We start from the raw sequence: 23,517 nt of genomic DNA, 5'->3' as shown, positions 1-23,517 counted from the left end.
CGCCCACGTTAGGCGGCCGCGCCCCGGCGCACCAGGGACAGCACCACCGCAGCCGCAGCGAACAGTCCGGAGAACGTCCGATTCATGGCTCTCAGCTGGCGTGGTGTGCGCAGCCACCGCAGCAACCGGGACGCCAGCCCGGTGTAGGCGCCCATCACGACCAGATCGACGACCACCATCGTCGCCCCGATCGCGAGGTACTGCGGCAGCAGCGGCGCGGTCGGCACGACGAACTGGGGCAGCACTGCCAGCAGGAATACCAGCCCCTTGGGGTTCGTGACGTTGACCAGGCAACCACGCACCAGCAGGGCCCACCGCCCGCCGCCGGCGGTGGTGTCGAGCTGCTCGCCCAGGTCGAAGGGCTTGCTGCGCCATTGACGAACGGCGAGATAGACCAGGTAGACCACCCCGATCCACTTGATCACCGTGAACGCGACGATCGACTGCGCGACAGCCGCTCCGAGCCCGACGGCCACCGCCACGAGCTGCAGCATCAGGCCGATCTGCAGCCCCGTGATGCTCCAGTAGCCACGGCGCAGACCGTGCGCCAGACCGGTCGCCATGGACTGGATGGCACCGGCCCCGGGAGACACACTGATGGCGATCGAGGCGCCGATGAAGGCCAGCCACAACTCGAATTGCATACCCGCAGTATCTGGGCCGCCGGCGGCCGTGCTCAATCGATTTTTATTCGGGTGCACCGATCGGGGACAATTGATCCGATGACCAGCTTCGCCATGAATCGGATCGACCTGCGCGGCCGTGCGCTGACCGCCGCCTCGCTGCGCGCAGCGCTTCCGCGCGGCGGCGTGGACGTCGACGCCGTGGTCCCGAAGGTCCGGCCGATCGTCGACGACATCGCCGAGCGCGGCGCTGTCGCGGCACTGGAGTACGGCGAGAAGTTCGACGGGGTGCGCCCCGCGACCGTGCGGGTGCCGGTCGCCGCGCTGGGCGAAGCGCTGGCCGGCCTGCCTGCCGATGTGCGCGCCGCGCTCGAGGTGGCGATCGATCGCACCCGCGCCGTGCATGCCGATCAACGGCGTACCGACACCACCACGCTGTTCGACTCCGGCGCGTCGGTCACCGAGCGCTGGGTGCCGGTGGAACGCGTCGGTCTGTACGTGCCCGGCGGCAATGCCGTTTACCCCTCCAGTGTGGTGATGAACGTCGTGCCGGCGCAGACCGCCGGTGTCGATTCGCTGGTGATCGCCAGCCCGCCGCAGGCCGGCCATGGCGGTCTGCCGCACCCGACGATCCTGGCGGCGGCCGCGCTGCTCGGCATCGAGGAGGTGTGGGCGGTCGGCGGCGCGCAGGCGGTGGCGCTGATGGCCTACGGCGGCACCGACACCGACGGCGCCGAGCTGGCACCGGTCGACATGGTGACCGGACCGGGCAATATCTATGTCACCGCCGCCAAGCGAATCTGCCGCTCGCAGATCGGGATCGACGCCGAGGCCGGGCCCACCGAGATCGCGATCCTTGCCGACCACGCTGCCGACCCGGTGCATGTCGCTGCCGATCTGATCAGCCAGGCCGAGCATGACGTGATGGCCGCCAGCGTGCTGGTGACCGACAGCCCTGAGCTGGCGCAGGCCACCGAAGCCGAGTTGGCCGTGCAGCTCGAGACCACCAAGCACCGAGAGCGGGTGACCGAGGCGCTGCGCGGTCGCCAGTCGGGCATCGTGCTGGTCGACGATGTCGACACCGGAATTCGGGTCGTCAACGCTTATGCCGCAGAGCATTTGGAGATCCAGACCGTGAACGCCAACGAGGTGGCCGGCCGTATCCGCGCGGCCGGTGCGATCTTCGTGGGACCCTGGTCGCCGGTCAGCCTCGGTGACTATTGCGCCGGGTCGAATCACGTACTGCCCACCGCAGGCTGCGCCAGGCACTCCAGCGGCTTGTCGGTGCAGACCTTCCTGCGCGGCATCCACGTGGTCGACTACACCGAGGCGGCGCTCAAAGACGTGTCAGGGCATGTGATCACACTGGCCAAGGCCGAAGACCTGCCGGCTCACGGTGAGGCGGTCCGCCGGAGGTTCGAGCGGTGACCGCCATTCCCGGTGCCGGCGTGACGCTGGCCGATCTGCCGCTGCGCGACGATCTCCGTGGGAAATCTCCCTACGGGGCACCGCAACTCGACGTCCCGGTGCGGCTCAACACCAACGAGAACCCGCACCCGCCGAGTCCCGCATTGGTCGAGGACGTCACGCGTTCGGTGCAGGCGGCCGCAGCCGAGCTGCACCGCTATCCCGACCGCGACGCAGTCGCGCTGCGCGCCGACCTGGCCGCCTACCTCCGCGACCAGACCGGTGTCGAGGTCGCAGAGGAAAACGTCTGGGCGGCAAACGGATCCAACGAGATCCTGCAGCAACTCCTGCAGGCGTTCGGCGGCCCGGGCCGCAGCGCGATCGGTTTCGTGCCGTCGTATTCGATGCACCCGATCATCTCGAACGGGACGCAGACCGAGTGGGTGGAGTCGGTGCGCGCGGCCGATTTCAGCCTCGACGTCGACACGGCGGCGACCGTCATCGCCGCCCGGGACCCGGACGTCGTGTTCGTCGCGAGCCCCAACAACCCGTCGGGCCAGAGCGTTCCGCTCGACGACCTGCGGCGGCTGCTGGACGCCATGCACCACGGCATCCTCATCGTCGACGAGGCATACGGTGAGTTCTCCAGCCAGCCCAGCGCGATCGGGCTGATCGAGGAGTATCCATCCCGGTTGATCGTCAGCCGCACCATGAGCAAGGCATTCGCGTTCGCCGGCGGCCGGCTGGGATATCTGATCGCCGCCCCGGCGATCATCGACGCCGTGTTGCTGGTCCGGCTGCCCTACCACCTCTCGGTGGTCACCCAGGCCGCCGCCCGTGCCGCGCTGCGCCATGCCGACGACACCCTGGGCAGCGTCGCGACGCTGATCGCCGAGCGGGAGCGGGTCAGCGCCGCGCTGACCGACTACGGTTTCCGCGTCATCCCCAGCGACGCGAACTTCGTATTGTTCGGCGAGTTCGCCGACGCCGGCGCGGCCTGGCAGCACTACCTCGACGAAGGCGTCCTGATCCGCGATGTCGGCATCCCAGGATATCTGCGCACCACCATCGGATTGGCCGAGGAGAACGACGCCTTCCTCGCCGCCAGCGCCAAAATAGGAGCACCATGACCCGCATCGCCAAGGTCGAACGCAAGACCCGCGAATCCGACATTGTCGTCGAGCTGAACCTGGACGGCACCGGAGAGGTCAGCGTGCACACCGGTGTGCCGTTCTTCGACCACATGCTGACCGCGCTGGGCACCCACGCGAGCTTCGACCTGACGATCTCCGCCAAGGGCGATGTCGACATCGAGGGCCACCACACCATCGAGGACACCGCGATCGTGCTGGGCACCGCGCTGGGGCAGGCCCTCGGCGACAAGAAGGGCATCCGCCGCTTCGGTGACGCCTTCATCCCGATGGACGAGACGCTGGCCCACGCCGCCGTCGACGTCTCCGGCCGCCCTTACTTCGTGCACACCGGTGAACCCGACTACATGGTCGACTTCACCATCGCCGGCTCCAGCGTGCCCTACCACACGGTCGTCAACCGGCACGTGTTCGAGTCGCTGGCATTCAACGCCCGCATCTCGCTGCACGTGCGCACGCTGTATGGCCGCGATCCGCACCACATCACCGAGGCGGAATACAAGGCGGTGGCGCGGGCACTGCGACAGGCCGTCGAGCCCGATCCCCGGGTCTCTGGCGTGCCGTCCACCAAAGGCTCACTGTGACAGCTAGATCCGTCGTCGTCCTGGACTACGGCTCGGGCAACCTGCGCTCGGCGCAGCGGGCGCTGGAACGTACCGGGGCCGACGTCGAGGTGACCGCCGACGCGCAGCGTGCGCTCAACGCCGACGGCCTGGTGGTGCCCGGGGTCGGCGCGTTCGAGGCGTGCATGGTCGGCCTGCGCGGCATCGGGGGCGACCGCATCATCGCCGAGCGGGTTGCCGCGGGCCGGCCGGTGCTCGGCGTGTGCGTGGGCATGCAGATCCTGTTCGCCCGCGGCGTGGAGTTCGGGGTCGAATCGAAGGGCTGTGGGCAGTGGCCGGGCTCGGTCACCCGGCTCGAGGCGCCGGTGATCCCGCACATGGGCTGGAACGTCGTCGACGCGGCGCCGGATAGTGTGCTGTTCAAGGGGTTCGACGCCGACACCCGGTTCTACTTCGTGCACTCGTATGCGGCACAGAAGTGGGAGGGCGCGCCCGACGCGAAGCTGACCTGGGCCAGCCATCACGTGCGGTTCCTGGCCGCGGTCGAAGACGGTCCGCTGTCGGCGACACAATTTCATCCGGAGAAGAGCGGTGACGCCGGTGCGGCGTTGCTCACCAATTGGGTTGAGGGGCTGTAAGAGTGCCACTGATTTTGTTGCCTGCCGTCGATGTGGTCGAGGGCAAGGCGGTCCGTCTGGTGCAGGGCAAGGCCGGCAGCGAGACCGAATACGGCTCGGCGCTGGACGCCGCACTCACCTGGCAGCGCGACGGCGCCGAATGGATCCACCTGGTGGACCTCGACGCCGCATTCGGTCGCGGATCCAACCGTGAACTCCTCGCCGAGGTGGTCGGGCAGCTCGACGTGAACGTCGAACTGTCCGGCGGGATCCGCGATGACGAGTCGCTCAAGGCTGCGCTGGCCACCGGCTGCACCCGGGTCAACATCGGCACCGCGGCGCTGGAGAACCCGCTGTGGTGCGCCGCTGCGATCGCCGAGTACGGCGACCGGGTCGCCGTCGGCCTGGATGTGCAGATCGTCGAGGGGGAGCACCGGCTGCGTGGCCGCGGCTGGGAGACCGACGGTGGCGACCTGTGGCATGTGCTGGAACGCCTTGACAGCGAAGGCTGCTCGCGGTTTGTGGTCACCGATGTCACCAAGGACGGCACGCTCACCGGCCCCAACCTCGACCTGCTCGAAGGTGTGGCCGAGTGCACGGACGCGCCGGTCATCGCTTCAGGAGGCGTGTCCAGCCTGGACGACCTGCGCGCGATCGCGACCCTGGTCGACAGCGGTGTGGAAGGCGCGATCGTCGGAAAGGCGCTCTACGCCGGCCGATTCACGCTGCCGGAGGCGCTTGCCGCGGTGAGCCGCTAGTGGACCTCGACACCCTGGTGGCCCAGGCGGCGGTGATTCTGGACGAGGCGTCCACACCGTTCATCGCCGGGCACCGGGCCGACTCGGCCGTGCAGAAGAAGGGCAACGACTTCGCCACCGAGGTGGACCTGGCCATCGAACGCCAGGTGGTCCAGGCCTTGGAGGCCACGACCGGCATCGGCGTGCACGGCGAGGAATTCGGCGGCGCCCCAATCGACTCCCCGCTGGTATGGGTGCTCGACCCGATTGACGGCACCTTCAACTACGCCGCCGGATCGCCGATGGCCGCGATCCTGCTGGGTCTGCTGCGGGACGGCGAGCCTGTCGCCGGGCTGACCTGGCTGCCGTTCACCGACCAGCGCTACAGCACGGTGCTGGGCGGTCCGGTGTACTACAACGGACAAGCGCAGCCTCCGATCGGACACGGCGAGATCGGCCAGTGCGTGATCGGCATCGGAACATTCAACGTCGACTGGCGGGGGCGTTTTCCCGGCCGCTACCGGCTGGCCGTGCTGGAGAATCTCAGCCGCGTCTGTTCGAAGCTGCGCATGCACGGCGCCACCGGCGTCGACTTCGCGTATGTCTCGTCCGGAATCATGGGTGCGGCAATCAGTTTCGGCGATCACATCTGGGATCACGCCGCCGGGGTCGCGCTGGTGCGCTCGGCAGGCGGAGTCGTCACCGACCTGTCCGGCGAGCGCTGGACGCCGTCGTCGCGGGCTGCGCTGGCCGCAGCCCCCGGCGTGCACGAGCGCGTCATGGAGATCCTCGACAGGGTCGGTCCGCCGGAGAATTACCTCTGATGGACGTCGCGGTGCGTGTGATTCCCTGCCTGGACGTCGATGCCGGCCGGGTGGTCAAGGGTGTGAACTTCGAAAACCTGCGAGATGCAGGCGATCCCGTCGAGCTGGCTGCCGTCTATGACGCCGAGGGTGCCGACGAGCTGACCTTCCTGGACGTCACGGCGTCCTCGTCGGGCCGCGCGACGATGCTCGATGTGGTGCGTCGGACCGCCGAGCAGGTGTTCATTCCGCTCACCGTCGGCGGCGGTGTGCGATCGGTGGAGGATGTCGACGTGCTGCTGCGTGCCGGGGCCGACAAGGTCTCGGTGAACACCGCCGCGATCGCCCGCCCTGAACTGCTGGCCGAATTGTCCCGGCAGTTCGGCTCACAGTGCATCGTGCTCTCGGTGGATGCCCGCACGGTGCCTGCCGGATCGTCGCCGACCCAATCGGGCTGGGAGGTCACCACGCATGGTGGCCGGCAGGGGACCGGTATCGATGCTGTCGAATGGGCGAGGCGCGGAGCGGAATTGGGCGTCGGCGAGATCCTGCTGAACTCGATGGACGCCGACGGCACCAAAGCCGGTTTCGATCTGGCGATGCTGCGTGCGGTCCGCAAGGCGGTCACGGTTCCGGTGATCGCCAGTGGCGGCGCGGGCGCGGTCGGCGACTTCGCGCCCGCCGTCGCCTCAGGTGCCGATGCGGTGTTGGCGGCCAGCGTCTTCCATTTCGGCGAGCTGACGATCGGCCAGGTGAAGGCGGCGATGGCCGCGGAAGGGATCACCGTCCGATGAGCCTCGACCCGGAAATCGCCAAGCGGCTCAAGCGCGACACCAACGGGCTGTTCGCCGCGATCGCACAGGAGCGTGGCAGCGGCGACGTGCTGATGGTGGCCTGGATGGACGACGAGGCACTGGCCCGCACGCTGGAAACCCGCGAAGCGACCTATTATTCGCGATCCCGCGGCGAGTACTGGGTCAAGGGAGCGACCTCCGGGCACACCCAACACGTGCACTCGGTACGGCTGGACTGCGACGGCGACGCGGTGCTGCTGGAGGTCGACCAGGTCGGCGGAGCCTGCCACACCGGTGACCACAGCTGCTTCGACGCCGACCAGCTCCTGGCGCCGGAAAGCTAGACGTCGATCGCCGTGGCCTTGGCTCGCGCGGTCCAGCGGCCGTCCTGGTAGCCGACCGCGATCGGGTGCGAGAACGCGGCGGTGACGTTGTCTGTAGAGATCGTCTCGCGCGCAGGCCCGCTCGCCACGGTGCGCCCGTCCGCGATCAACAGCGCGTGGGTGGTGGTGGTCGGCAGCTCTTCGAGGTGATGGGTCACCAGGATCGACGCGACGTCGGGATGGGTGTGGTCGAGGCCGTCGATGGTCTCCAGCAGCTGCTCGCGGGCGGCGACGTCCAGTCCGGTCGTCGGCTCGTCGAGCAGCAGCAGCTCGGGCTCCGAAACCAGCGCTCGCGCAATGAGAGCGCGGCCACGCTCACCCTGTGACAGCGTCGGCCACACATCGTCGGATTTACGGCTCATCCCCACCGCGGCGATCATCGCGTCGGCGTGCTCGGCCTGTTCCGGGTTCGGTGTCCAGCGCATCGGCAGGTCGATGGTGGCGGTGATACCGGTGAGCACCACTTCCCGCACGGTCAGCGAATACTGAAGGCGGTGGCGGGGATTCACGTATCCGATCGAACGGCGCAGTGCCGCCAGATCGGTGCGCCCCATCTGGCGGCCGAGCACCGTGACCGTGCCGGTGGTGGGGAACGTCTCGGCGGCGCAGAAACCGAGCAATGTGCTCTTGCCTGCCCCGTTGGGGCCCAGCAGCGCCCAGTGCTCGCCGCGTTCCACCGTGAGCGATATGCCGTCGATGATCTGTTTGCCGTTGCGGCGGAACGTCACCTCGTCGAGTTCGAGAACGGGTGTCACGCGTAAGACTCCTTCAACGCACTCAAATGCGACCTGCTGGCTGTGGCGGCCGCGATGGGATCGCGGGCGGCGATCGCGTCGGCGAGCTCCCGGTGCGCGACGTGGTCGGCCTGGCCGGGCACCGGCCTGATCTTGAGCATGTCGATCATCGCCAGGCGTAACCGAGGCAGGAACGCGTCGAACAACTGCGTCAGCACGTCGTTGTGTGCGGCCGCCACGACCGCCCGGTGAAACGCGGCGTCGGCGTCGACGTGGTCGGGGATGGACTGGCCTTCGACACCACGGGCGGCCAGCGTGCGGCGGATCGCTCGCAGATCGGCGGGGGTGCGCCGGGTGGCGGCCAACGCGGCGGCCTCGGCTTCGATCGCGATGCGTGCCTCGATCACTGCGGCGATCGTCGTACGCCTCAGGATGGTGTCCCAGTCCTCGCTCGCATCGAGGGCGATCACGAAAACGCCTGCACCCTGGCGACTGTCGAGAACCCCTTTGCCGGCGAGTTCACGGATCGCCTCGCGCAGCGTCGAGCGGCCGACGCCGAGCTGGGCGGCGAGTGTGGTCTCGCCGGGCAATCGGTGACCCAGAGGCCACTCGCCGTTGCGGATCCGTGAAAGCAGTAGATGGGCCGTCTGGGCTGCAAGGGGGTGGCGCTGCACTTGGACGACAGGTGAATCCACAACCAAACCTCTCTACTTGTCTGAGGAGAAGTGTACAGTCTGGGCACCATGACATGTGCACTCGTGCTTAGTCGCCGCGGCGGGGCCTGAACGACCGGTTCCCCGCCGTGGGGCGTTGTCGTGCCGGTCGGAACTCCAGTAATACCCCGACCAGGAAGCGACCACGAAATGTTTGCATGGAATCGTCAACAACCCTCACCGATGCCGTCGTACCGCTATGCCAGCGTCTACGACCGTGTGGAAGTGCCACTCGCAGAACGTCATTGGCCGAACGCCCAGATTTCCCACGCACCCCTGTGGGTGCCCGTCGACCTGCGTGACGGCAACCAGGCGCTGCCCGACCCGATGGATCCCGCCCGCAAGCGACGGTTCTTCGAACTTCTGGTAGCGATGGGGTACAAGGAGATTGAGGTCGGTTACCCGTCTGCGTCGCAGGCCGACTACAACTTCGTCCGGCTACTGGCCGAATCCGATATCGTGCCCGCGGACGTGACGATAGTCGTCTTCACGCCGGCCCGGCGCGACCTGATCGAGCGGACCGTCGACTCGGTGTGGGGGATCACGGGTGACGTCGTCGTTCACATGTACACCGCGACGGCGCCGACGTGGCGGGACGTGGTGCTGGGGAGAGACGGTGCCGAGCTGCGCGGGCTGGTCCTGGCCGGGGGTCGCGACGTGCTCGAATTCACCGGCGAAGCAGGCAATATCAGGTTCGAGTTCTCGCCGGAGGTCTTCAATCTGACCGAGCCCGACTACGTGCTGGGCCTCTGCGACGACATGACAAGACTGTGGGACGCCACCCCGGAGCGGCCGGTGATCCTGAACCTGCCCGCCACCGTCGAGGTGGCCACGCCCAACGTGTATGCCGACCAGATCGAGTACATGCACCGCAATCTGGCGCGACGCGACAGTGTGATCCTGTCGGTTCATCCACACAATGACAGGGGCACCGGTGTGGCCTGTGCGGAGTTGGCCATCCTGGCCGGGGCGCAACGCGTGGAGGGTTGTGTGTTCGGAAACGGCGAGCGCACCGGCAATGTCGACATCGCGACGCTGGCGTTGAACATGCACGCCCAAGGCATCGACCCGATGATCGACTTCTCGAATATCGACGAGATCGCCCGCACGGTCGAATACTGCACGCGGATGCCGATCCACGAACGTCATCCCTACGTCGGGGCTCTGGTGCACACCGCGTTCTCGGGAACTCATCAGGACGCGATCAAGAAGGGGCTCGCCGAACACCGGGAACGCGCACTGCGAACGGGGCGCTCAGAGCGTGAAATCGATTGGCGGGTACCGTATCTGCCCATTGATCCAGCCGATATCGGACGCGCATATGACGCCGTGATCCGGGTCAACTCGCAGTCGGGAAAGGGCGGCTTCGCCTACGTGCTGCTCACCGAATACGGACTGGACTTGCCGCGCGAGATGCAGATCGACTTCGCCCGGCGCGCGCAGGCGCTCGCCGACGAACGGGGAGTCGAGATCAAGCCCGGCGAGTTGTACGACCTCTTCGTGGCCACCTACGGCAAGGGTGCGCTCAACGCGTCTTGAGCACCTCCAGCGCCTTGTCCGCATGGGCGTCCATGTTGACCTCGCTGGAGATGACCTCGAGCACCGTGCGATCGGTGTCGATGACGAACGTCGTGCGCTTCACCGGGATAAGCTTGCCCAGCAGCCCGCGCTTCACGCCGAACGTGGTGGCGATCGCGCCGTCGGCGTCGGACAGCAGCGGGTAGTCGAAATTCTGGGAGTCGGCGAACCGGGCCTGCTTGTCCACCGCGTCGGTGCTGATGCCCACCCGGCTGGCGCCTAGCGCCGCGAACTCCGAGCCGAGGTCGCGGAAATGGCACGCTTCCTTGGTGCAGCCCGGCGTCATCGCGGCAGGGTAGAAGAACAGCACAATCGGCCCGTCGGCCAGCAATTCAGTCAGTGAGCGCACGGTGCCGGTCTGGTCCGGCAGTTCGAAGTCCGCAACCCGGTCTCCACGTTTCATGGGTGCAGGCTACGCCGGTCAATCCGGCGCGGCGGGTCTGGGAGGATGTACCCGTGCAATCCAACCTCGCCGCCACCACCACGCGTGAGGAGTTCCGGGCGCTGGCCGCCGAACATCGCGTGGTGCCGGTGATCCGCAAGGTGCTCGCGGACAGTGAGACACCGCTGTCGGCGTACCGGAAACTGGCGGCCAACCGGCCCGGAACATTCCTGCTCGAGTCCGCTGAGAACGGCCGGTCGTGGTCGCGCTGGTCGTTCATCGGCGCGGGTGCGCCCTCGGCACTGACCGTGCGTGACGGCGAGGCCGTGTGGCTGGGCGCCACCCCGCAGGGCGCCCCGACCGGTGGCGATCCGTTGCAGGCCCTGCACGAGACGATGGCGTTGCTGTCCACCGAATCGCCGGCCGGGGTGCCACCGTTGTCGGGCGGGATGGTCGGGTTCTTCGCCTACGACTTCGTCCGGCGCCTCGAGCGGCTTCCCGAGATGGTCACCGACGACCTCGGCCTGCCCGACATGCTTCTACTGCTGGCCACCGATCTGGCCGCCGTCGACCATCACGAGGGCACGATCACGTTGATCGCCAACGCGGTGAACTGGAACGGCACCGACGAACGAGTGGACGAGGCCTACGACGACGCCGTCGCGCGCCTCGACGTGATGACCAAGGCGCTCGGCCAGCCCCTGTCGTCGACCGTGGCGACCTACTCGCGCCCTCAGTCTCGACACCGCTCCCAGCGCACGATGGAGGAGTACAGCGAGATCGTCGAGCGCCTGGTCAAGGAGATCGAGGCCGGTGAGGCTTTCCAGGTCGTGCCCTCGCAGCGCTTCGAGGTCGACACCGCCGTCGACCCGATCGACGTGTACCGGATGCTGCGGGTCACCAATCCCAGCCCATACATGTATCTGATGCACGTGCCGGATGAGACTGGGGGAACAGCGTTTTCGATCGTCGGCTCCAGCCCGGAGTCGTTGGTGACGGTGAAGGACGGCTGGGCCACAACGCATCCGATCGCGGGGACGCGGTGGCGCGGTCAGACCGAGGAGGAAGACCAGCTGCTCGAGAAGGAGTTGCTGGCCGACGAGAAGGAACGCTCCGAGCACCTGATGCTGGTCGACCTCGGCCGCAACGACCTCGGCCGGGTGTGTGTCCCGGGCACGGTGCGCGTCGAGGACTACAGCCACATCGAGCGCTACAGCCACGTCATGCACATCGTGTCGACGGTCACCGGACTGCTCGCCGACGGCCGCACGGCCCTGGATGCGGTGACGGCCTGCTTCCCGGCCGGCACGCTGACCGGTGCGCCGAAGGTACGGGCCATGGAGCTCATCGAAGGGGTGGAAAAGACCCGTCGCGGCCTGTACGGCGGTGTCGTGGGCTATCTGGACTTCGCCGGGAACGCCGACTTCGCGATCGCCATCCGCACCGCCCTGATGAGCAAGGGCACCGCCTATGTGCAGGCCGGAGGCGGAGTGGTGGCCGATTCCAACGGTCCGTACGAGTACAACGAGTCCGCCAACAAGGCCAAGGCGGTACTGAACGCGATCGCGGCCGCCGAAACGCTGTGCGCTCCGTGATCCGAATCGGACAGCTGTTGCTGGTCGTCGCGGCAGCGCTGCTGTGGGTGGCCTCCCGGCTGACCTGGGTGTCGGTGACCTCGTTCGACGGTCTCGGCCAGCCCAAAACGGTGACGCTCACGGGGGCCGGCTGGTCCAACGCGCTGCTGCCGTTGGCCGTGCTGCTGCTGGCCGCCGCGGTGGCCGGTCTGGCGGTCCGGGGATGGGGTCTGCGCGCGGTCGCGGTGCTGCTGGCGGTGGTGACGTTGCTGCTGGGTTACCTCGGTCTCAGCTTGATCCGCACCCCGGACGTCGGTCCGCGCGCCGCCGAACTCGCCCAGATCCCGGTGCACACGCTGGTCGCCAGCGGCCGGCAGTACCTCGGCGCCGGGCTGACCATCGGTGCGGCGGTATGTGCCCTGGTCGCTGCCGTGCTGCTGATGCGCTCGGCAGCCTCCGGACGCCAGGCCACCGCCAAATACGCGGCACCGGCTGTTCGCCGCAGCGCCGCGCGTGACGAGGACACGGATACGGGCGTTTCGGAGCGGGGCATGTGGGATGCGCTCGACGAAGGTGTCGATCCCACGGATCGCGGCACCGACACCGAGGGTCGGTGACGGATGCGCGGCTCGATACGACTACCCTTCACTGGACGACGCAAGCGAGATCGCCAGGGCGTGAGAAGGGATCCGGCAGCCATGACTTCGGCAAGCGTGCTCGACTCGATCATCGAGGGAGTGCGCGCCGACGTAGCCGCCCGCGAGGCGATCATCAGTCTGGCTGAGGTCAAAGCCGCCGCGGAGGCCGCACCGGCGCCGCTGAACGTACTGGCCGCGCTGCGCGCGCCGGGCATCGCCGTCATCGCCGAAGTGAAGCGCGCCAGCCCTTCCCGCGGCCAGCTGGCCAATATCGCCGACCCCTCAGAGCTGGCTCGCGCCTATGAGAGCGGCGGCGCGCGGGTGATCAGCGTGCTCACCGAGGAACGCCGCTTCCACGGGTCGCTGGCTGACCTCGACGCGGTGCGTTCCGCGGTGCGAATCCCGGTGCTACGCAAAGACTTCATCGTCCGGCCTTATCAGATTCACGAGGCCAGGGCGCACGGCGCGGACATGCTGCTGCTGATCGTCGCCGCGCTCGAGCAGCCGGCCCTGGAGTCGCTGCTGGAGCGCACCGAGTCCCTCGGCATGACCGCGCTGGTCGAGGTGCACACCGAGGAAGAAGCCAGCCGGGCGCTGCAGGCCGGAGCCAAGGTCATCGGCGTCAACGCTCGCGACCTCAAGACGCTGGAGGTGGACCGGGACTGCTTCGCGCGGATTGCGCCGGGGCTGCCATCCGACATCATCCGGGTCGCCGAATCCGGTGTCCGGGGCACCGCTGACCTGCTGGCGTACGCCGGCGCCGGAGCCGATGCGGTGTTGGTAGGCGAAGGTCTGGTCACCAGCGGGGACCCGCGCAGCGCCGTTGCAGACCTGGTGACCGCGGGAGCTCATCCCTCCTGTCCGAAACCCGCTCGCTGAGTCGTGGCTGATATCACCACTCCGAACGTGCCGCGCATGAGCGCGGCCGTAGCCGAGCAGACGTTGCACGAACCCGATGCCCGCGGGCACTTCGGCGCGTACGGCGGGCGGTACGTGGCCGAGGCACTGATGGCCGTGATCGAAGAGGTGACGGCCGCCTACGACAAGGCCCGCACGGACCAGGAATTTCTGGATCGCCTCGACAACCTGCAGACCCACTACGCCGGGCGTCCGTCGCCACTGTACGAAGCGGTCCGGCTGAGCGAACACCTCGGTGGGGCGCGCATCTTCCTCAAGCGCGAGGACCTCAACCACACCGGCTCGCACAAGATCAACAACGTGCTCGGCCAGGCGTTGCTCGCCAAGCAGATGGGCAAGACCCGCGTCATCGCGGAGACCGGTGCCGGCCAGCATGGCGTGGCAACCGCGACCGCGTGCGCGCTGCTGGGCCTGGAGTGCGTCATCTACATGGGCGCGGTGGACACCGCGCGCCAGGCGCTCAACGTCGCGCGGATGCGGCTGCTGGGCGCTGAGGTGGTGTCGGTGGAGTCCGGCTCCAAGACGCTCAAAGACGCCATCAACGACGCCTTCCGCGACTGGGTCACCAACGCCGACAACACGTACTACTGCTTCGGGACGGCCGCCGGGCCGCACCCGTTCCCGATGATGGTGCGCGACTTCCAGCGCATCATCGGACTCGAGGCGCGCGCGCAGATGCTGGCGCAGGCCGGCCGGCTGCCCGACGCCGTGGCCGCCTGTGTGGGTGGCGGGTCCAATGCGATCGGCATCTTCCACCCGTTCATCGACGACGTGGGTGTGCGGCTGATCGGTTACGAGGCGGCTGGTGATGGCGTCGAAACCGGAAGGCATGCAGCGACTTTCGCTGGCGGAACGCCCGGCGCCTTCCAGGGCTCCTACTCGTATCTGCTGCAGAACGAGGACGGTCAGACCATCGAGTCGCATTCGATATCGGCAGGTCTGGACTATCCGGGCGTCGGCCCAGAGCATGCGTTCCTCAAGGACATCGGGCGCACCGAGTATCAGCCGATCACCGACACCGAGGCCATGGACGCGTTCCGGCTGCTGTGCCGGCTGGAGGGCATCATCCCCGCCATCGAATCGGCCCACGCGGTGGCGGGTGTGGTGAAGCTGGCAGCCGAGTTGGGTCCCGGTTCGATCATCTTGGTCAACCTGTCCGGGCGCGGTGACAAGGATGTGGAGACGGCGGCCAAGTGGTTCGGGCTGTTCGACCAGTCCGGCCCGGGAGCCTCATGACCGTCCAGCACACCCAGGCCGGACGGCTGGGCTCGGTGTTCGCGGCGTGCCAGGACGAGGGCCGCGCCGCCCTGATCGGCTATCTGCCGACCGGGTATCCGTCCGTCGACGTGTCGATCGACGCTCTGGTGGCACTGGTCGAATCCGGTTGTGACATCGTCGAAGTCGGCGTTCCGTACTCCGATCCGGGAATGGACGGGCCGGTGATCGCGACGGCGACCGAGGCCGCGTTGCAGGGTGGTGTCCGGGTTCGCGACACCCTTCGCGCGGTGGAGGCCATCAGCGCCGCGGGCGGTCACGCGGTAGTGATGACGTACTGGAATCTCATGCTGCACTACGGAATTGACGCATGGTCGCGTGACCTGGCCGCCGCCGGGGGACTGGGCATGATCACGCCGGACCTGATTCCCGACGAGGCCGACGAGTGGCTGGCCGCCGCCGAGGCACATGATCTGGACCGGATCTTCCTGGTGGCACCGTCGTCGACCCCGGAGCGGCTGGCCAAAACGGTCCAGGCCTCGCGGGGTTTCGTCTACGCGGCGTCGACCATGGGCGTCACGGGCGCGCGGGACGCGGTGTCCAGCGCCGCGCCCGGGCTCGTGCGGCGGGTCAAAGAGGTTTCCGACATCCCGGTGGGGGTCGGTCTTGGTGTGCGCTCCCGTGAGCAGGCCGCCGAAATCGCGGCCTTCGCAGACGGGGTGATCGTGGGTTCGGCTCTGGTGTCGGCATTGACTGACGGGTTGGCGGCAGTGCGGACGCTGACCGAGGAGTTGGCCGTGGGTGTGCGACAGAAGGTGTCCGCTTCGTGACGACGACCGTCTTGGCTTATTTCCCGAGTCCGCCGCAGGGCGTCTGGCATCTGGGTCCGATACCGATTCGGGCGTATGCGCTGTGCATCATCGCCGGCATCATCTCGGCGCTGGTGATCGGTGATCGCCGTTGGGCGGCCCGTGGTGGCGAGCGGGGCGTCATTTACGACGTTGCCCTGTGGGCGGTGCCGTTCGGTTTGGTTGGTGGGCGTCTCTATCACCTGATGACCGACTGGCGAACGTATTTCGCCGAGGGCGGCGCAGGTGTCGGTGCGGCGTTGCGGATCTGGGATGGCGGCCTCGGCATCTGGGGTGCGGTTGCCCTCGGTGGTGTCGGTGCGTGGATTGCGTGCCGGCGCAGAGGGATTCCGCTGCCCGCGTTCGGCGATGCGATCGCGCCGGGAATTGTGTTGGCGCAGGCGATCGGCCGGCTCGGAAACTACTTCAACCAGGAGCTGTACGGCCGCGAGACCATCGTGCCGTGGGGGATGGAGATCTTCTACCGGCGGGACTCGTCCGGGATGGTTGATGTGCATTCCCTCGACGGGGTGTCGACGGGGCAGGTCGCGGCGGTGGTACAGCCGACGTTCCTGTACGAGCTGGTGTGGAACGTTCTGGTGTTCGCGTTCCTGATCTGGATCGACCGGAGGTTCAAGATCGGCCACGGTCGGCTCTTCGCGGCCTATGTGGCGGCGTACTGCATCGGCCGGTTCTGGGTGGAGTTGATGCGCGACGACACCGCCACCCATATCGCGGGTATCCGGGTGAATTCGTTCACGTCGGTGTTCGTGTTCATCGGCGCGATCGTGTACATCCTGCTGGCACCCAAGGGCCGCGAAGATCCGGCCGCGCTGGGCGGTAAGCAGCCGATGGGTGAGCCCGAGGAGGATTCTCCTGCCGAGCGGATGGCCGAGGATTTGGTGGCCGTCGCCACGGGCGGCGGTATTGCCGCGGCCGCGACCGTGGCAGCCGAGCACGACTCCGAAGACGCCGCCGCCGTTGGGGATACGGAGGAAGCGGAGCCGACAGCCGAGGCCGAGGCCGAACCTGAGGCTGAGCCGGAGCCGGAGGCTGAAGCCCAGCCGGAGCCGGAAGCCGAGCCCGAGCCGGAGCCGGAGGCTGAAGCCGAGCCGGAGCCGGAAGCCGAGCCGGAGCCGGGAGCCGAGCCGGAGCCGGAGCCGGAAGCCGAGCCGGAGCCGGAAGCCGAGCCCGAGCCGGAGGCTGAAGCCCAGCCGGAGCCGGAGCCGGAGCCGGAAGCCGAGCCGGAGCCGGAAGCCGAGCCGGAGCCGGAGGCTGAAGCCCAGCCGGAGCCGGAAGCCGAGCCGGAAGCTGAAGCCGAGCCGGAGCCGGATGCCGAGCCCGAGCCGGAGCCGGAAGCCGAGCCGGAGCCCGAGGCTGAAGCCGAGCCGGAGCCCGAGCCCGCGTCGCAACCCCGAGGATTCCGCACAGTCGTACGCCGCGTGCTCTGGGGCGTCGAAGTCCATCGCGACTGACGGCTCCAAGGATCTCACTTGTCGTAGCCGTCTGGCATTCTCGAACACATGTTCGATGAATGGCCAGGCGAGTCGTTCGAGCCGACCGACACCGATGGCTCGCGTGGGCTGGTCTACCGGCTGACGAACGCGGCGCGACTGGAGAACCGGGCAGCCGCAATTCGACTGCGCGCGATCGCTGACCTCTTCGAACTGCGCCGGCTCGACCACGGCGAGCGAGAAGATTGGGCGGTAGACACCTGGGCCACTGTGGGTGCCGAAGTCGCTGCCGCGCTGCGGCTCAGCCTGGCCAAGGCCAACAGCTACATGAACTACGCGCTGGCCATGCTGCGGCTGCCTGCTGTCGCTGCGGTATTCGAGGCCGGCGATATCGACTGCCGGCTGTATCAAACGATCGTCTTCCGTACCCACCTCGTCACCGACGCCGACATCATGGCTGAGCTCGATGCGGACCTGGCCGCCCGAGTTGCCCGCTGGCCGGCCATGACTCGGGGAAAACTCGCGAGTGAAATCGACGACCTCGTGGTCCGGCGCGACCCTGACGCGGTTCGGCGCATGAAAGATCGCGGCAGTGACCGCGACGTCACCTTCTGGGAGTCCTGCGACGGTTACGTGGATTTGACGGCACGGCTGTCCACCGCTCACGCGGCAGCCCTCGAAAAGCGGCTCAACACTTTTGCGAAGTCCGTGTGCGAGAACGATCCGCGCACGGTGGGACAACGTCGCTCCGACGCACTGGGAGCACTCGGTATCGGCATCGACCGACTTCCCTGCGACTGCGGCGAACCCGATTGCGCTGCAACGGAAAAGCCGGCAGGGTCAGTCGTCATTCATGTCGTCGCTGAGCAGTCCACACTCGATGGCACATCCAGTAAACCCGCCTACCTGCTCGACTGCGGTGAACTGATCACACCAGAACAGCTCGCCGAGTTGAAGGCCGCGGCGCGTCTGCGTCCGGTGACCATTCCTGTCGACATGCTGTCCGATTGCGACTACCACCCTTCGCGCGCGCTTGCCGATTTCGTGCGAGCCCGCGACCTGACCTGCCGAGCGCCCGGCTGCGACCGCCCGGCCGTCCGTTGCGACCTCGACCACACGATTCCCTGGCCGCACGGGGCGACTCACGCCTCCAACCTCAAATGCCTATGTCGAGAACACCACATCCTCAAGACTTTTGGGGCTGGAAGGATCAGCAGCTGCCCGACGGCACGGTGATCTGGACGCTGCCCGATGGCGAGACCTACGTGACGACACCCGGAAGCGTTCTGTTGTTTCCCGGGCTGATGACGCCTACCGGTCCGCCGTCGATCCCGCAGCCCGCGATCCATCGCTGTGGTGACCGTTCGGTGATGATGCCGAAGCGGCGGACAACGCGACGACAGAATCGCGGTCACCAGATCGCGGCCGAGCGTGCTCGCAATCGGACTGAACGCACACCTTCCGCGCCGGGACCGGCGCCGCCCCGTTCGGACGACGTTCCACCCTTCTAGGTGGCCGGGCAGAACTCCTCTGACGCCCGCCCGGCGAGCAGCTGCCGCGTCACCATGGCGACTCGCCGGCCGAGGTGTTCACAGGTGCGTACGTCGGCGTCGTGCACCGCAGTAGGGTCGGCGTCGACATCGGTCGATGCGCCGGCACCCAGCCAGAAGCCCAACCGATTGAGATCGAATTCGCTTGCGGCGCTGGTGTTCCAGCCTGCGGTCAGGCCGAGGTTCACCCAGTGCATGTGATGCTGGGTGGCGAACACCGCCAACGCGCTCAGGGTCTGCAGCTTGTCACCGGCCTTGGACCCGGAGTTGGTGAAACCAGCACCCACCTTGTCGCGCCAGGTGCCCGTCGTACAGCGCCGTCCGGTGCGCTCGGCGAACGCTTGAAAACCGGCCGAGACATTGCCCATATAGGTGGGACAACCGAAAATGATCGCATCGGCGGCATCGAGCACCGCCCAGTCATCGTCGCCGACGGTATCGACCGCGATCAGCTGGACGTGTGCCGAAGCGGCTGCCGCTCCACCTGCCACTGCCTGCGCCAAAGTTGCGGTGTGCCCGAAGCCGGAGTGATAGGCCACCACCACGTGCGGTGTCACCATGCTTGTCCTCCGTACGCGTTCTCGGCCACCTCGCGGTAGCGATGCTGCCAGTCGGGTAGCTCGGCGCCAGCCAGGTAGGCCTCGAGGCGATCCAGGTAGGCGTGCGTCCCGGGCCGGAAACCGTTGGCGTTGCGTACCCCTAGCCCGCGGTGACTGAATCTCAGCAGGGTCCCGTCCCCGTCGGCGACCAACTCATAACGGACGACGCCGGGTTCGACGATCCGCTGGTTCCATTCGTGCTCGAAGACATGCGGCGGGTCCCACACCAGGACTCGGCCCGCCATCCGCTTCTGGTCGGCCGGGATCGGCGGCGCGGCGGGGATCATGTCCATCATCCCGCCCTCGCGGGCGTCGATGGTGGTGTCGCCCATCCATTTGCCGCGCTCTTCCGGATCGGTGATCGCCCTCCAAACTCGCTCGACAGGGTGGGGGAGTCGCCGCTCGAAAGTCAGTGTTGCCCGGTCATTGTCGATGCTGATCCGGCCCTCGCGGGAGGTCATGAGCTCTCCTTTGTCTTGTCCAGGTGGCGTTCGAGGGCGTCGAGGTGACCAGTCCAGAACTGACGGTATTGCTCGATCCAGCTGTCGATCGCGACCAGCCCGTCAGCGCGCAGCGCATAGATCCGCCGTTGCGCGTCCGGGCGGACCTCGACCAGTCCGACTTCGCGCAGGATGCGCAGATGCCGCGACACCGAGGGCTGGGTCAGATCCGGCAGTGCCGCAACGAGTTCCCCGGCGGTGCGATCGCCGGCCGCCAGGGTGTCCAGCAGCACGCGGCGATTCGGTTCGGCGACTGCCTCGAAGACGTCCACGCCCCGAGTATTGCACTACGTCTATATAGACGCAAGGCGATATACGTCCGCCTACCGGCGTTGCACCAACAGTGTCTGCGCGGACGTTCCGATGAACCCGTCGCGGTCGAACAGCTCGGCGGTGGTCACCCCGATGCCGTCCGGTCCGATCGATCCGCGAGCACGCACGCCGAAATCGCTACCCACCGGCGCGCGATGCAGATGCACCGTGGTGTCGGTGTTCATGTAGATGAACTTCTCCGGATCTATCGCTGCGCCAATGCCATTCGCGGAGTCGACCACCATCGCCAGCCGCTCGAGCGCTGTGGTGGGCTCGTCGTCCACCAGATTGGCGATCGGCGACATCCAGTACACCCTGCCGCTGTCGGACCCGTCGTACTGCGGCCGCCATTCCACCGACTCGACGTACCCGCGCGCGACTTTCCAATGCAGCTCCAGCGGAGCAGTCGGGCCCTCGATCAGCGGTGGATAGCGGTCGGTTGCGGCGTCGGCGGTATCTGAGGTTGCCAGTGCCCATGCAGTCACCCGGGCCACGGCGCGCGGCGGCCCATCGGGACGCAGCGCCGACATCTCGGCCGACAGCATCGCGATGCGGCTGCCCGGCCGATCAACCCGCGCCTGCACCCGCATCTCGGTGATCGGTACGGCCCCCAGGATGTCGAGCGTCAACCGGCCGATCCGCATACCGTCTGACAGCTTCGCCTCGATCGCTTTGGTCAACAACGCCAACGGCGGCGACCCATGCTGGATGTCGAAATTCCAGTTGCTGCGGGTGTCGTCGGTGGACGCGAAAAGTTCTGCGTCGCCGTCGGTTCCGAGACGCCGAAAGTAGCAGCCGATCATGCGGCCGGCTCACCGCTCATCTGTCCGGGCCAGCCCGGATACGGCGGCGGCGTGCCGCCGTACGCGGGGCAGAGCGCCTGATGGCTGCACCAGTTGCACAGGCGCGAGGGATTGGGTCGGAAATCGCCTGTCACACCGGCAGATTGGATGGCGCGCCAGATCGCCATCAACGTCTTCTCGAAGCGCAGCAGCTCGTCGAGCGCAGGGGAGTAGTCGAGAACCTGACCGTCGGCGAGATAGATCAGCCGCAACCGGCTGGCCAGCACCTCGCGCGAACGCAACAGCGCAACGGCGTAGAACTTCATCTGGAACAGCGCCTTGAACTCCGCCAGCGCCCTGGCCTCCGGAGGAGCTTTCCCGGTCTTGTAGTCCACCACCCGGAGTTCACCGGTGCCGGCAACGTCGATCCGGTCGACGAAACCGCGCAGCAGTGTCCCGTCGGCCAGTTCGACCTCGATCCGCTGCTCGCAGCTCTGCGGGTCGAACCGGGTCGGGTCCTCGAGTCGGTAGTAGCCCGTCAGCAGGGCGCGCGCCTCCGCGACGAGTTGGGTGCGCTGCTCGTCGGTGAAATCGCCGGCGAAGTCCGGGTGTTCGGACAACACCCGCTCCCAGGCCGGGTCGACCAACGACAAGGCCGTGCCCGGGCCACGCTCGGCGGCCGGCAAACCGTACAGCTGCTCCAGGGCGGCGTGCACCACCGAACCGCGCAACTGAGCGGTCGACGGTGGCTCGGGCAGCCGGTCAACAGCCCGGAAGCGGTACAGCAGCGGGCACTGCTTGAAGTCGGCAGCCCGCGACGGCGACAACGCGGGACGAGACGCCTGCAGCACCTGATCAGACATAACTGCAGCCTAGGGCGGTGTGCCGACAAGGTGACGGTATGCGCTGCGGCGAGTCCGCTGTGGCAGGCTGAACGGCTGTGACCGACGATCCCGCTCCGCGCCGCACCGGCCCCTTTGTCGTCGGAGACCGCGTCCAGCTCACCGACGCCAAGGGCCGGCACTACACGATGGTCCTCAACCCGGGCAGTGAGTTCCACACCCACCGGGGGGCTGTCGAGCACGACGCGGTGATCGGCCTGCCCGAGGGCAGTGTGGTCAAGTCGACCAACGGCGACGCGTTCCTGGTGCTGCGCCCGCTGCTCATCGATTACGTGCTCTCGATGCCCCGCGGCGCCCAGGTCATCTACCCCAAGGACGCCGCCCAGATCGTCCACGAGGGCGACATCTTCCCGGGCGCCCGGGTCCTGGAGGCCGGAGCGGGTTCCGGCGCGCTGACGTGCTCCCTGCTGCGTGCCGTCGGCCCCGACGGCGAGGTGATCTCCTATGAGGTGCGTGACGACCACGCCGTGCACGCTCGGCGCAATGTGGCCACGTTCTTCGGGCAGGATCCGGACAACTGGCGGCTGATCATCGGCGACATCGTCGATTCCGACCTCGTCGAGGCATCAGTCGATCGCGTGGTGCTGGACATGCTGGCGCCCTGGGACGTACTGGACACCGTGGCCCGGCTACTTATCCCCGGTGGGGTGCTGATGGTGTACGTGGCGACCGTGACCCAGCTGTCCAAGACCGTCGAGCTGCTGCGCGAACAGCAGTGCTGGACCGAACCCCGGGCTTGGGAGTCCTTGCAGCGCGGCTGGAACGTCGTCGGTTTGGCGGTGCGCCCGCAGCACAACATGCGCGGCCACACCGCGTTCCTGATCTCGGCTCGGCGGCTGGCCCCCGGCACGGTCACCCCGACCCCGTTGCGCCGCAAGAAGCTCGCGCCTTAGTCGTCGTCGCTGCGGTGCAGCCCGCGTCGCACCGACAGCAGTTCGATGTCGGGGCGTGAGGCCACCAACCGTTCCGCAGCGTCGAGCACGTCGACGACGTGTGCCCGCTCGCCGCCGACCGCGGAAACTCCGATGCCGGCCCTGCGATGCAGATCCGCCGAACCCGTCTCAGCCGCCGACACCGTGAAGCGGCGCCGCAGTTCGGCGACGATCGGCCGCACCACGGCCCGCTTCTCCTTCAGCGAGTGGACGTCACCGAGCAGGACGTCGAATTCCAGCCAGCCGATCCACATTCAGGGCGTCGGTGCGGGGCTCGCCGGGCTCGCGCCGCCGCGAGCATTGCCGAATGCGAGCAGCATGTCAGCGGTCTCGCGGGAAAGCTGCCAGTTGCCCCGGTCCAGGCGGAATTCCATCGGGAACGTGAAGTTTCCCGGATTGGCCGGGTTCGAGGTGGTCACGTTGATCGATGCCAGCGCATCCTCGGGGCGGCGATCGGACCACCGGATTTCGGAGGCGGTGAACGTCAGCGGGGTGAACCCGCCGTCGCGCAGTGCCGCCGCGAACTTGTCGATGGTCGCGGCGTCGGCCGGCGTCGTGGACTCGACCAGTTGAAGCTTGTCGGACCCTTTCACCGCCGGATCGGCCAGCCGATAGAGCACATCGGTCAGTGCGTCGGGCGGCGGGAGGGGAGCGGCGTCGCGCTCGGCCGGCGCCAGCGGCGTCGACGACTGCTCGAACGGGCTCTGGGCCGACTTGGGCTCGACGTGCTCGGAACACCCCGAGAGGCTGAGCGCCGCCACGATCGTGGCGGCGCTCAGACCTACGAGAAGCGGGTGTCGCATCCCGT

General features: G+C 67.7%; 27 protein-coding genes and 1 pseudogene. 17 read left to right on the top strand and 11 right to left on the bottom strand.

Going from position 1 to position 23,517, the window contains the following annotated elements; translation table 11 throughout:
- Positions 1–8 precede the first annotated feature (8 nt).
- Positions 9–644: a homoserine/homoserine lactone efflux protein gene (rhtB, locus tag Y900_RS00350; RefSeq protein ID WP_036337692.1), complete on the bottom strand. Its 636-nt coding sequence runs from the start codon at positions 642–644 to the stop codon at positions 9–11.
- Positions 645–722: 78 nt separating this feature from the next.
- On the opposite strand from rhtB, the gene hisD reads away from it, so the two are divergent.
- Genes hisD through hisI form a run of 8 tightly spaced genes read left to right on the top strand, consistent with a single transcriptional unit; the run spans position 723 to position 7,039 of the window.
- Positions 723–2,051, top strand: a complete 1,329-nt coding sequence (gene hisD / locus Y900_RS00345; protein ID WP_036337690.1) for a histidinol dehydrogenase — start codon at positions 723–725, stop codon at positions 2,049–2,051.
- A gap of 5 nt (positions 2,052–2,056) precedes the next feature.
- The gene (locus Y900_RS00340) at positions 2,057–3,160 is read left to right on the top strand and encodes a histidinol-phosphate transaminase (RefSeq protein ID WP_036345406.1); all 1,104 of its coding nucleotides are present in this window, start codon (positions 2,057–2,059) and stop codon (positions 3,158–3,160) included.
- Complete coding sequence (gene hisB / locus Y900_RS00335; RefSeq protein WP_036337688.1) at positions 3,157–3,765, top strand: imidazoleglycerol-phosphate dehydratase HisB; 609 nt, start codon at positions 3,157–3,159, stop codon at positions 3,763–3,765. The genes Y900_RS00340 and hisB overlap by 4 nt, the downstream gene beginning before the upstream one ends.
- Entirely contained in the window at positions 3,762–4,382 is a 621-nt protein-coding gene (hisH, locus tag Y900_RS00330; RefSeq protein WP_036337685.1) for an imidazole glycerol phosphate synthase subunit HisH, read from the top strand. Before hisB ends, hisH begins: the two co-directional genes overlap by 4 nt.
- Positions 4,383–4,384: 2 nt before the next feature.
- Complete coding sequence (gene priA / locus Y900_RS00325; RefSeq protein ID WP_036337683.1) at positions 4,385–5,119, top strand: bifunctional 1-(5-phosphoribosyl)-5-((5-phosphoribosylamino)methylideneamino)imidazole-4-carboxamide isomerase/phosphoribosylanthranilate isomerase PriA; 735 nt, start codon at positions 4,385–4,387, stop codon at positions 5,117–5,119.
- On the top strand, positions 5,119–5,922 hold the full coding sequence (locus Y900_RS00320) for an inositol monophosphatase family protein (protein WP_036337680.1): 804 nt from the start codon (positions 5,119–5,121) through the stop codon (positions 5,920–5,922). Before priA ends, Y900_RS00320 begins: the two co-directional genes overlap by 1 nt.
- Positions 5,922–6,695 carry an imidazole glycerol phosphate synthase subunit HisF gene (hisF, locus tag Y900_RS00315; RefSeq protein ID WP_036337678.1) on the top strand — a complete coding sequence of 258 codons (774 nt, stop codon included), beginning with the start codon at positions 5,922–5,924 and terminating at the stop codon, positions 6,693–6,695. The genes Y900_RS00320 and hisF overlap by 1 nt, the downstream gene beginning before the upstream one ends.
- On the top strand, positions 6,692–7,039 hold the full coding sequence (gene hisI, locus Y900_RS00310; protein WP_036337675.1) for a phosphoribosyl-AMP cyclohydrolase: 348 nt from the start codon (positions 6,692–6,694) through the stop codon (positions 7,037–7,039). Before hisF ends, hisI begins: the two co-directional genes overlap by 4 nt.
- On the opposite strand, the gene Y900_RS00305 is transcribed toward hisI, so the two are convergent.
- Together Y900_RS00305 and Y900_RS00300 are read right to left on the bottom strand one after the other, a co-directional pair.
- A complete protein-coding gene (locus Y900_RS00305) occupies positions 7,036–7,833 on the bottom strand; it encodes an ABC transporter ATP-binding protein (RefSeq protein WP_036337673.1) in 798 nt (265 codons plus the stop codon). The genes hisI and Y900_RS00305 overlap by 4 nt on opposite strands.
- Positions 7,830–8,507, bottom strand: coding sequence for a FadR/GntR family transcriptional regulator (locus tag Y900_RS00300; protein WP_036337670.1), 678 nt, complete (start codon positions 8,505–8,507; stop codon positions 7,830–7,832). Before Y900_RS00300 ends, Y900_RS00305 begins: the two co-directional genes overlap by 4 nt.
- Positions 8,508–8,675: 168 nt before the next feature.
- Here Y900_RS00300 and Y900_RS00295 point away from each other — a divergent pair, with 168 nt between their 5' ends.
- Positions 8,676–10,064 (top strand): 2-isopropylmalate synthase, encoded by a 1,389-nt coding sequence (locus tag Y900_RS00295; RefSeq protein WP_051659794.1) that lies wholly within the window; start codon positions 8,676–8,678, stop codon positions 10,062–10,064.
- Here the strand turns inward: Y900_RS00295 and Y900_RS00290 are convergent.
- A complete protein-coding gene (locus Y900_RS00290; RefSeq protein ID WP_036337668.1) occupies positions 10,051–10,506 on the bottom strand; it encodes a peroxiredoxin in 456 nt (151 codons plus the stop codon). The genes Y900_RS00295 and Y900_RS00290 overlap by 14 nt on opposite strands.
- 53 nt (positions 10,507–10,559) lie before the next feature.
- Between Y900_RS00290 and Y900_RS00285 the strand changes: the two genes are divergently transcribed.
- The 7 genes and pseudogenes from Y900_RS00285 (at position 10,560) to Y900_RS00255 (ending at position 18,643) form a co-directional block, all read left to right on the top strand.
- Complete coding sequence (locus tag Y900_RS00285) at positions 10,560–12,080, top strand: anthranilate synthase component I (RefSeq protein ID WP_036345402.1); 1,521 nt, start codon at positions 10,560–10,562, stop codon at positions 12,078–12,080.
- Positions 12,077–12,676 (top strand): TIGR02234 family membrane protein, encoded by a 600-nt coding sequence (locus Y900_RS00280; RefSeq protein ID WP_036345400.1) that lies wholly within the window; start codon positions 12,077–12,079, stop codon positions 12,674–12,676. The genes Y900_RS00285 and Y900_RS00280 overlap by 4 nt, the downstream gene beginning before the upstream one ends.
- An 81-nt stretch (positions 12,677–12,757) precedes the next feature.
- On the top strand, positions 12,758–13,576 hold the full coding sequence (gene trpC / locus Y900_RS00275) for an indole-3-glycerol phosphate synthase TrpC (protein ID WP_036337666.1): 819 nt from the start codon (positions 12,758–12,760) through the stop codon (positions 13,574–13,576).
- A 36-nt stretch (positions 13,577–13,612) separates the two neighbouring features.
- A complete protein-coding gene (gene trpB / locus Y900_RS00270) occupies positions 13,613–14,851 on the top strand; it encodes a tryptophan synthase subunit beta (protein ID WP_420329727.1) in 1,239 nt (412 codons plus the stop codon).
- Positions 14,848–15,660 carry a tryptophan synthase subunit alpha gene (gene trpA / locus Y900_RS00265; RefSeq protein ID WP_036337661.1) on the top strand — a complete coding sequence of 271 codons (813 nt, stop codon included), beginning with the start codon at positions 14,848–14,850 and terminating at the stop codon, positions 15,658–15,660. Before trpB ends, trpA begins: the two co-directional genes overlap by 4 nt.
- Complete coding sequence (gene lgt, locus Y900_RS00260) at positions 15,657–17,153, top strand: prolipoprotein diacylglyceryl transferase (RefSeq protein ID WP_036337657.1); 1,497 nt, start codon at positions 15,657–15,659, stop codon at positions 17,151–17,153. The genes trpA and lgt overlap by 4 nt, the downstream gene beginning before the upstream one ends.
- 48 nt (positions 17,154–17,201) lie before the next feature.
- Positions 17,202–18,643 (top strand): annotated as a pseudogene (locus tag Y900_RS00255) (HNH endonuclease signature motif containing protein).
- Here Y900_RS00255 and Y900_RS00245 read toward each other — a convergent pair.
- From Y900_RS00245 to Y900_RS00225, 5 genes are read right to left on the bottom strand one after another with little or no spacing between them, the layout of a single operon-like run.
- Positions 18,640–19,242 carry a flavodoxin family protein gene (locus tag Y900_RS00245; RefSeq protein WP_036337653.1) on the bottom strand — a complete coding sequence of 201 codons (603 nt, stop codon included), beginning with the start codon at positions 19,240–19,242 and terminating at the stop codon, positions 18,640–18,642. The pseudogene Y900_RS00255 and the gene Y900_RS00245 sit on opposite strands and share 4 nt — an antisense overlap.
- Positions 19,236–19,742: an SRPBCC family protein gene (locus Y900_RS00240; RefSeq protein ID WP_036337651.1), complete on the bottom strand. Its 507-nt coding sequence runs from the start codon at positions 19,740–19,742 to the stop codon at positions 19,236–19,238. Before Y900_RS00240 ends, Y900_RS00245 begins: the two co-directional genes overlap by 7 nt.
- Positions 19,739–20,053, bottom strand: coding sequence for an ArsR/SmtB family transcription factor (locus Y900_RS00235; protein ID WP_036337648.1), 315 nt, complete (start codon positions 20,051–20,053; stop codon positions 19,739–19,741). Before Y900_RS00235 ends, Y900_RS00240 begins: the two co-directional genes overlap by 4 nt.
- A 51-nt stretch (positions 20,054–20,104) precedes the next feature.
- Positions 20,105–20,896, bottom strand: coding sequence for a thioesterase family protein (locus tag Y900_RS00230; protein WP_036337645.1), 792 nt, complete (start codon positions 20,894–20,896; stop codon positions 20,105–20,107).
- Complete coding sequence (locus Y900_RS00225; RefSeq protein WP_036337642.1) at positions 20,893–21,738, bottom strand: RecB family exonuclease; 846 nt, start codon at positions 21,736–21,738, stop codon at positions 20,893–20,895. The genes Y900_RS00230 and Y900_RS00225 overlap by 4 nt, the downstream gene beginning before the upstream one ends.
- A gap of 77 nt (positions 21,739–21,815) precedes the next feature.
- Between Y900_RS00225 and Y900_RS00220 the strand changes: the two genes are divergently transcribed.
- Entirely contained in the window at positions 21,816–22,670 is an 855-nt protein-coding gene (locus Y900_RS00220; RefSeq protein ID WP_036337639.1) for a tRNA (adenine-N1)-methyltransferase, read from the top strand.
- Here the strand turns inward: Y900_RS00220 and Y900_RS00215 are convergent.
- Together Y900_RS00215 and lppK are read right to left on the bottom strand one after the other, a co-directional pair.
- The gene (locus tag Y900_RS00215) at positions 22,667–22,963 is read right to left on the bottom strand and encodes a DUF503 domain-containing protein (protein WP_036337636.1); all 297 of its coding nucleotides are present in this window, start codon (positions 22,961–22,963) and stop codon (positions 22,667–22,669) included. The two genes, Y900_RS00220 and Y900_RS00215, sit on opposite strands and share 4 nt — an antisense overlap.
- Complete coding sequence (gene lppK / locus Y900_RS00210) at positions 22,964–23,512, bottom strand: lipoprotein LppK (RefSeq protein WP_036337633.1); 549 nt, start codon at positions 23,510–23,512, stop codon at positions 22,964–22,966.
- Between the last annotated feature and the right edge of the window lie 5 nt (positions 23,513–23,517).

This window comes from Mycolicibacterium aromaticivorans JS19b1 = JCM 16368 (assembly GCF_000559085.1).
In the GTDB taxonomy this organism is placed as follows: domain Bacteria; phylum Actinomycetota; class Actinomycetes; order Mycobacteriales; family Mycobacteriaceae; genus Mycobacterium; species Mycobacterium aromaticivorans.
This window is presented reverse-complemented; position numbering and strand designations above follow the sequence as displayed.

Bases quoted from the DNA above. Each gene is read 5' to 3' on its own strand.
- lppK (WP_036337633.1), bottom strand. From the start codon at position 23,512: ATGCGACACCCGCTTCTCGTAGGTCTGAGCGCCGCCACGATCGTGGCG.
- Y900_RS00245 (WP_036337653.1), bottom strand. From the start codon at position 19,242: ATGGTGACACCGCACGTGGTGGTGGCCTATCACTCCGGCTTCGGGCAC.
- Y900_RS00230 (WP_036337645.1), bottom strand. From the start codon at position 20,896: ATGATCGGCTGCTACTTTCGGCGTCTCGGAACCGACGGCGACGCAGAA.
- hisF (WP_036337678.1), top strand. From the start codon at position 5,922: ATGGACGTCGCGGTGCGTGTGATTCCCTGCCTGGACGTCGATGCCGGC.
- Y900_RS00290 (WP_036337668.1), bottom strand. From the start codon at position 10,506: ATGAAACGTGGAGACCGGGTTGCGGACTTCGAACTGCCGGACCAGACC.
- Y900_RS00215 (WP_036337636.1), bottom strand. From the start codon at position 22,963: ATGTGGATCGGCTGGCTGGAATTCGACGTCCTGCTCGGTGACGTCCAC.
- hisB (WP_036337688.1), top strand. From the start codon at position 3,157: ATGACCCGCATCGCCAAGGTCGAACGCAAGACCCGCGAATCCGACATT.
- hisD (WP_036337690.1), top strand. From the start codon at position 723: ATGACCAGCTTCGCCATGAATCGGATCGACCTGCGCGGCCGTGCGCTG.
- Y900_RS00295 (WP_051659794.1), top strand. From the start codon at position 8,676: ATGTTTGCATGGAATCGTCAACAACCCTCACCGATGCCGTCGTACCGC.
- rhtB (WP_036337692.1), bottom strand. From the start codon at position 644: ATGCAATTCGAGTTGTGGCTGGCCTTCATCGGCGCCTCGATCGCCATC.
- trpA (WP_036337661.1), top strand. From the start codon at position 14,848: ATGACCGTCCAGCACACCCAGGCCGGACGGCTGGGCTCGGTGTTCGCG.
- hisI (WP_036337675.1), top strand. From the start codon at position 6,692: ATGAGCCTCGACCCGGAAATCGCCAAGCGGCTCAAGCGCGACACCAAC.
- trpC (WP_036337666.1), top strand. From the start codon at position 12,758: ATGACTTCGGCAAGCGTGCTCGACTCGATCATCGAGGGAGTGCGCGCC.
- Y900_RS00225 (WP_036337642.1), bottom strand. From the start codon at position 21,738: ATGTCTGATCAGGTGCTGCAGGCGTCTCGTCCCGCGTTGTCGCCGTCG.
- Y900_RS00240 (WP_036337651.1), bottom strand. From the start codon at position 19,742: ATGACCTCCCGCGAGGGCCGGATCAGCATCGACAATGACCGGGCAACA.
- trpB (WP_420329727.1), top strand. From the start codon at position 13,613: ATGAGCGCGGCCGTAGCCGAGCAGACGTTGCACGAACCCGATGCCCGC.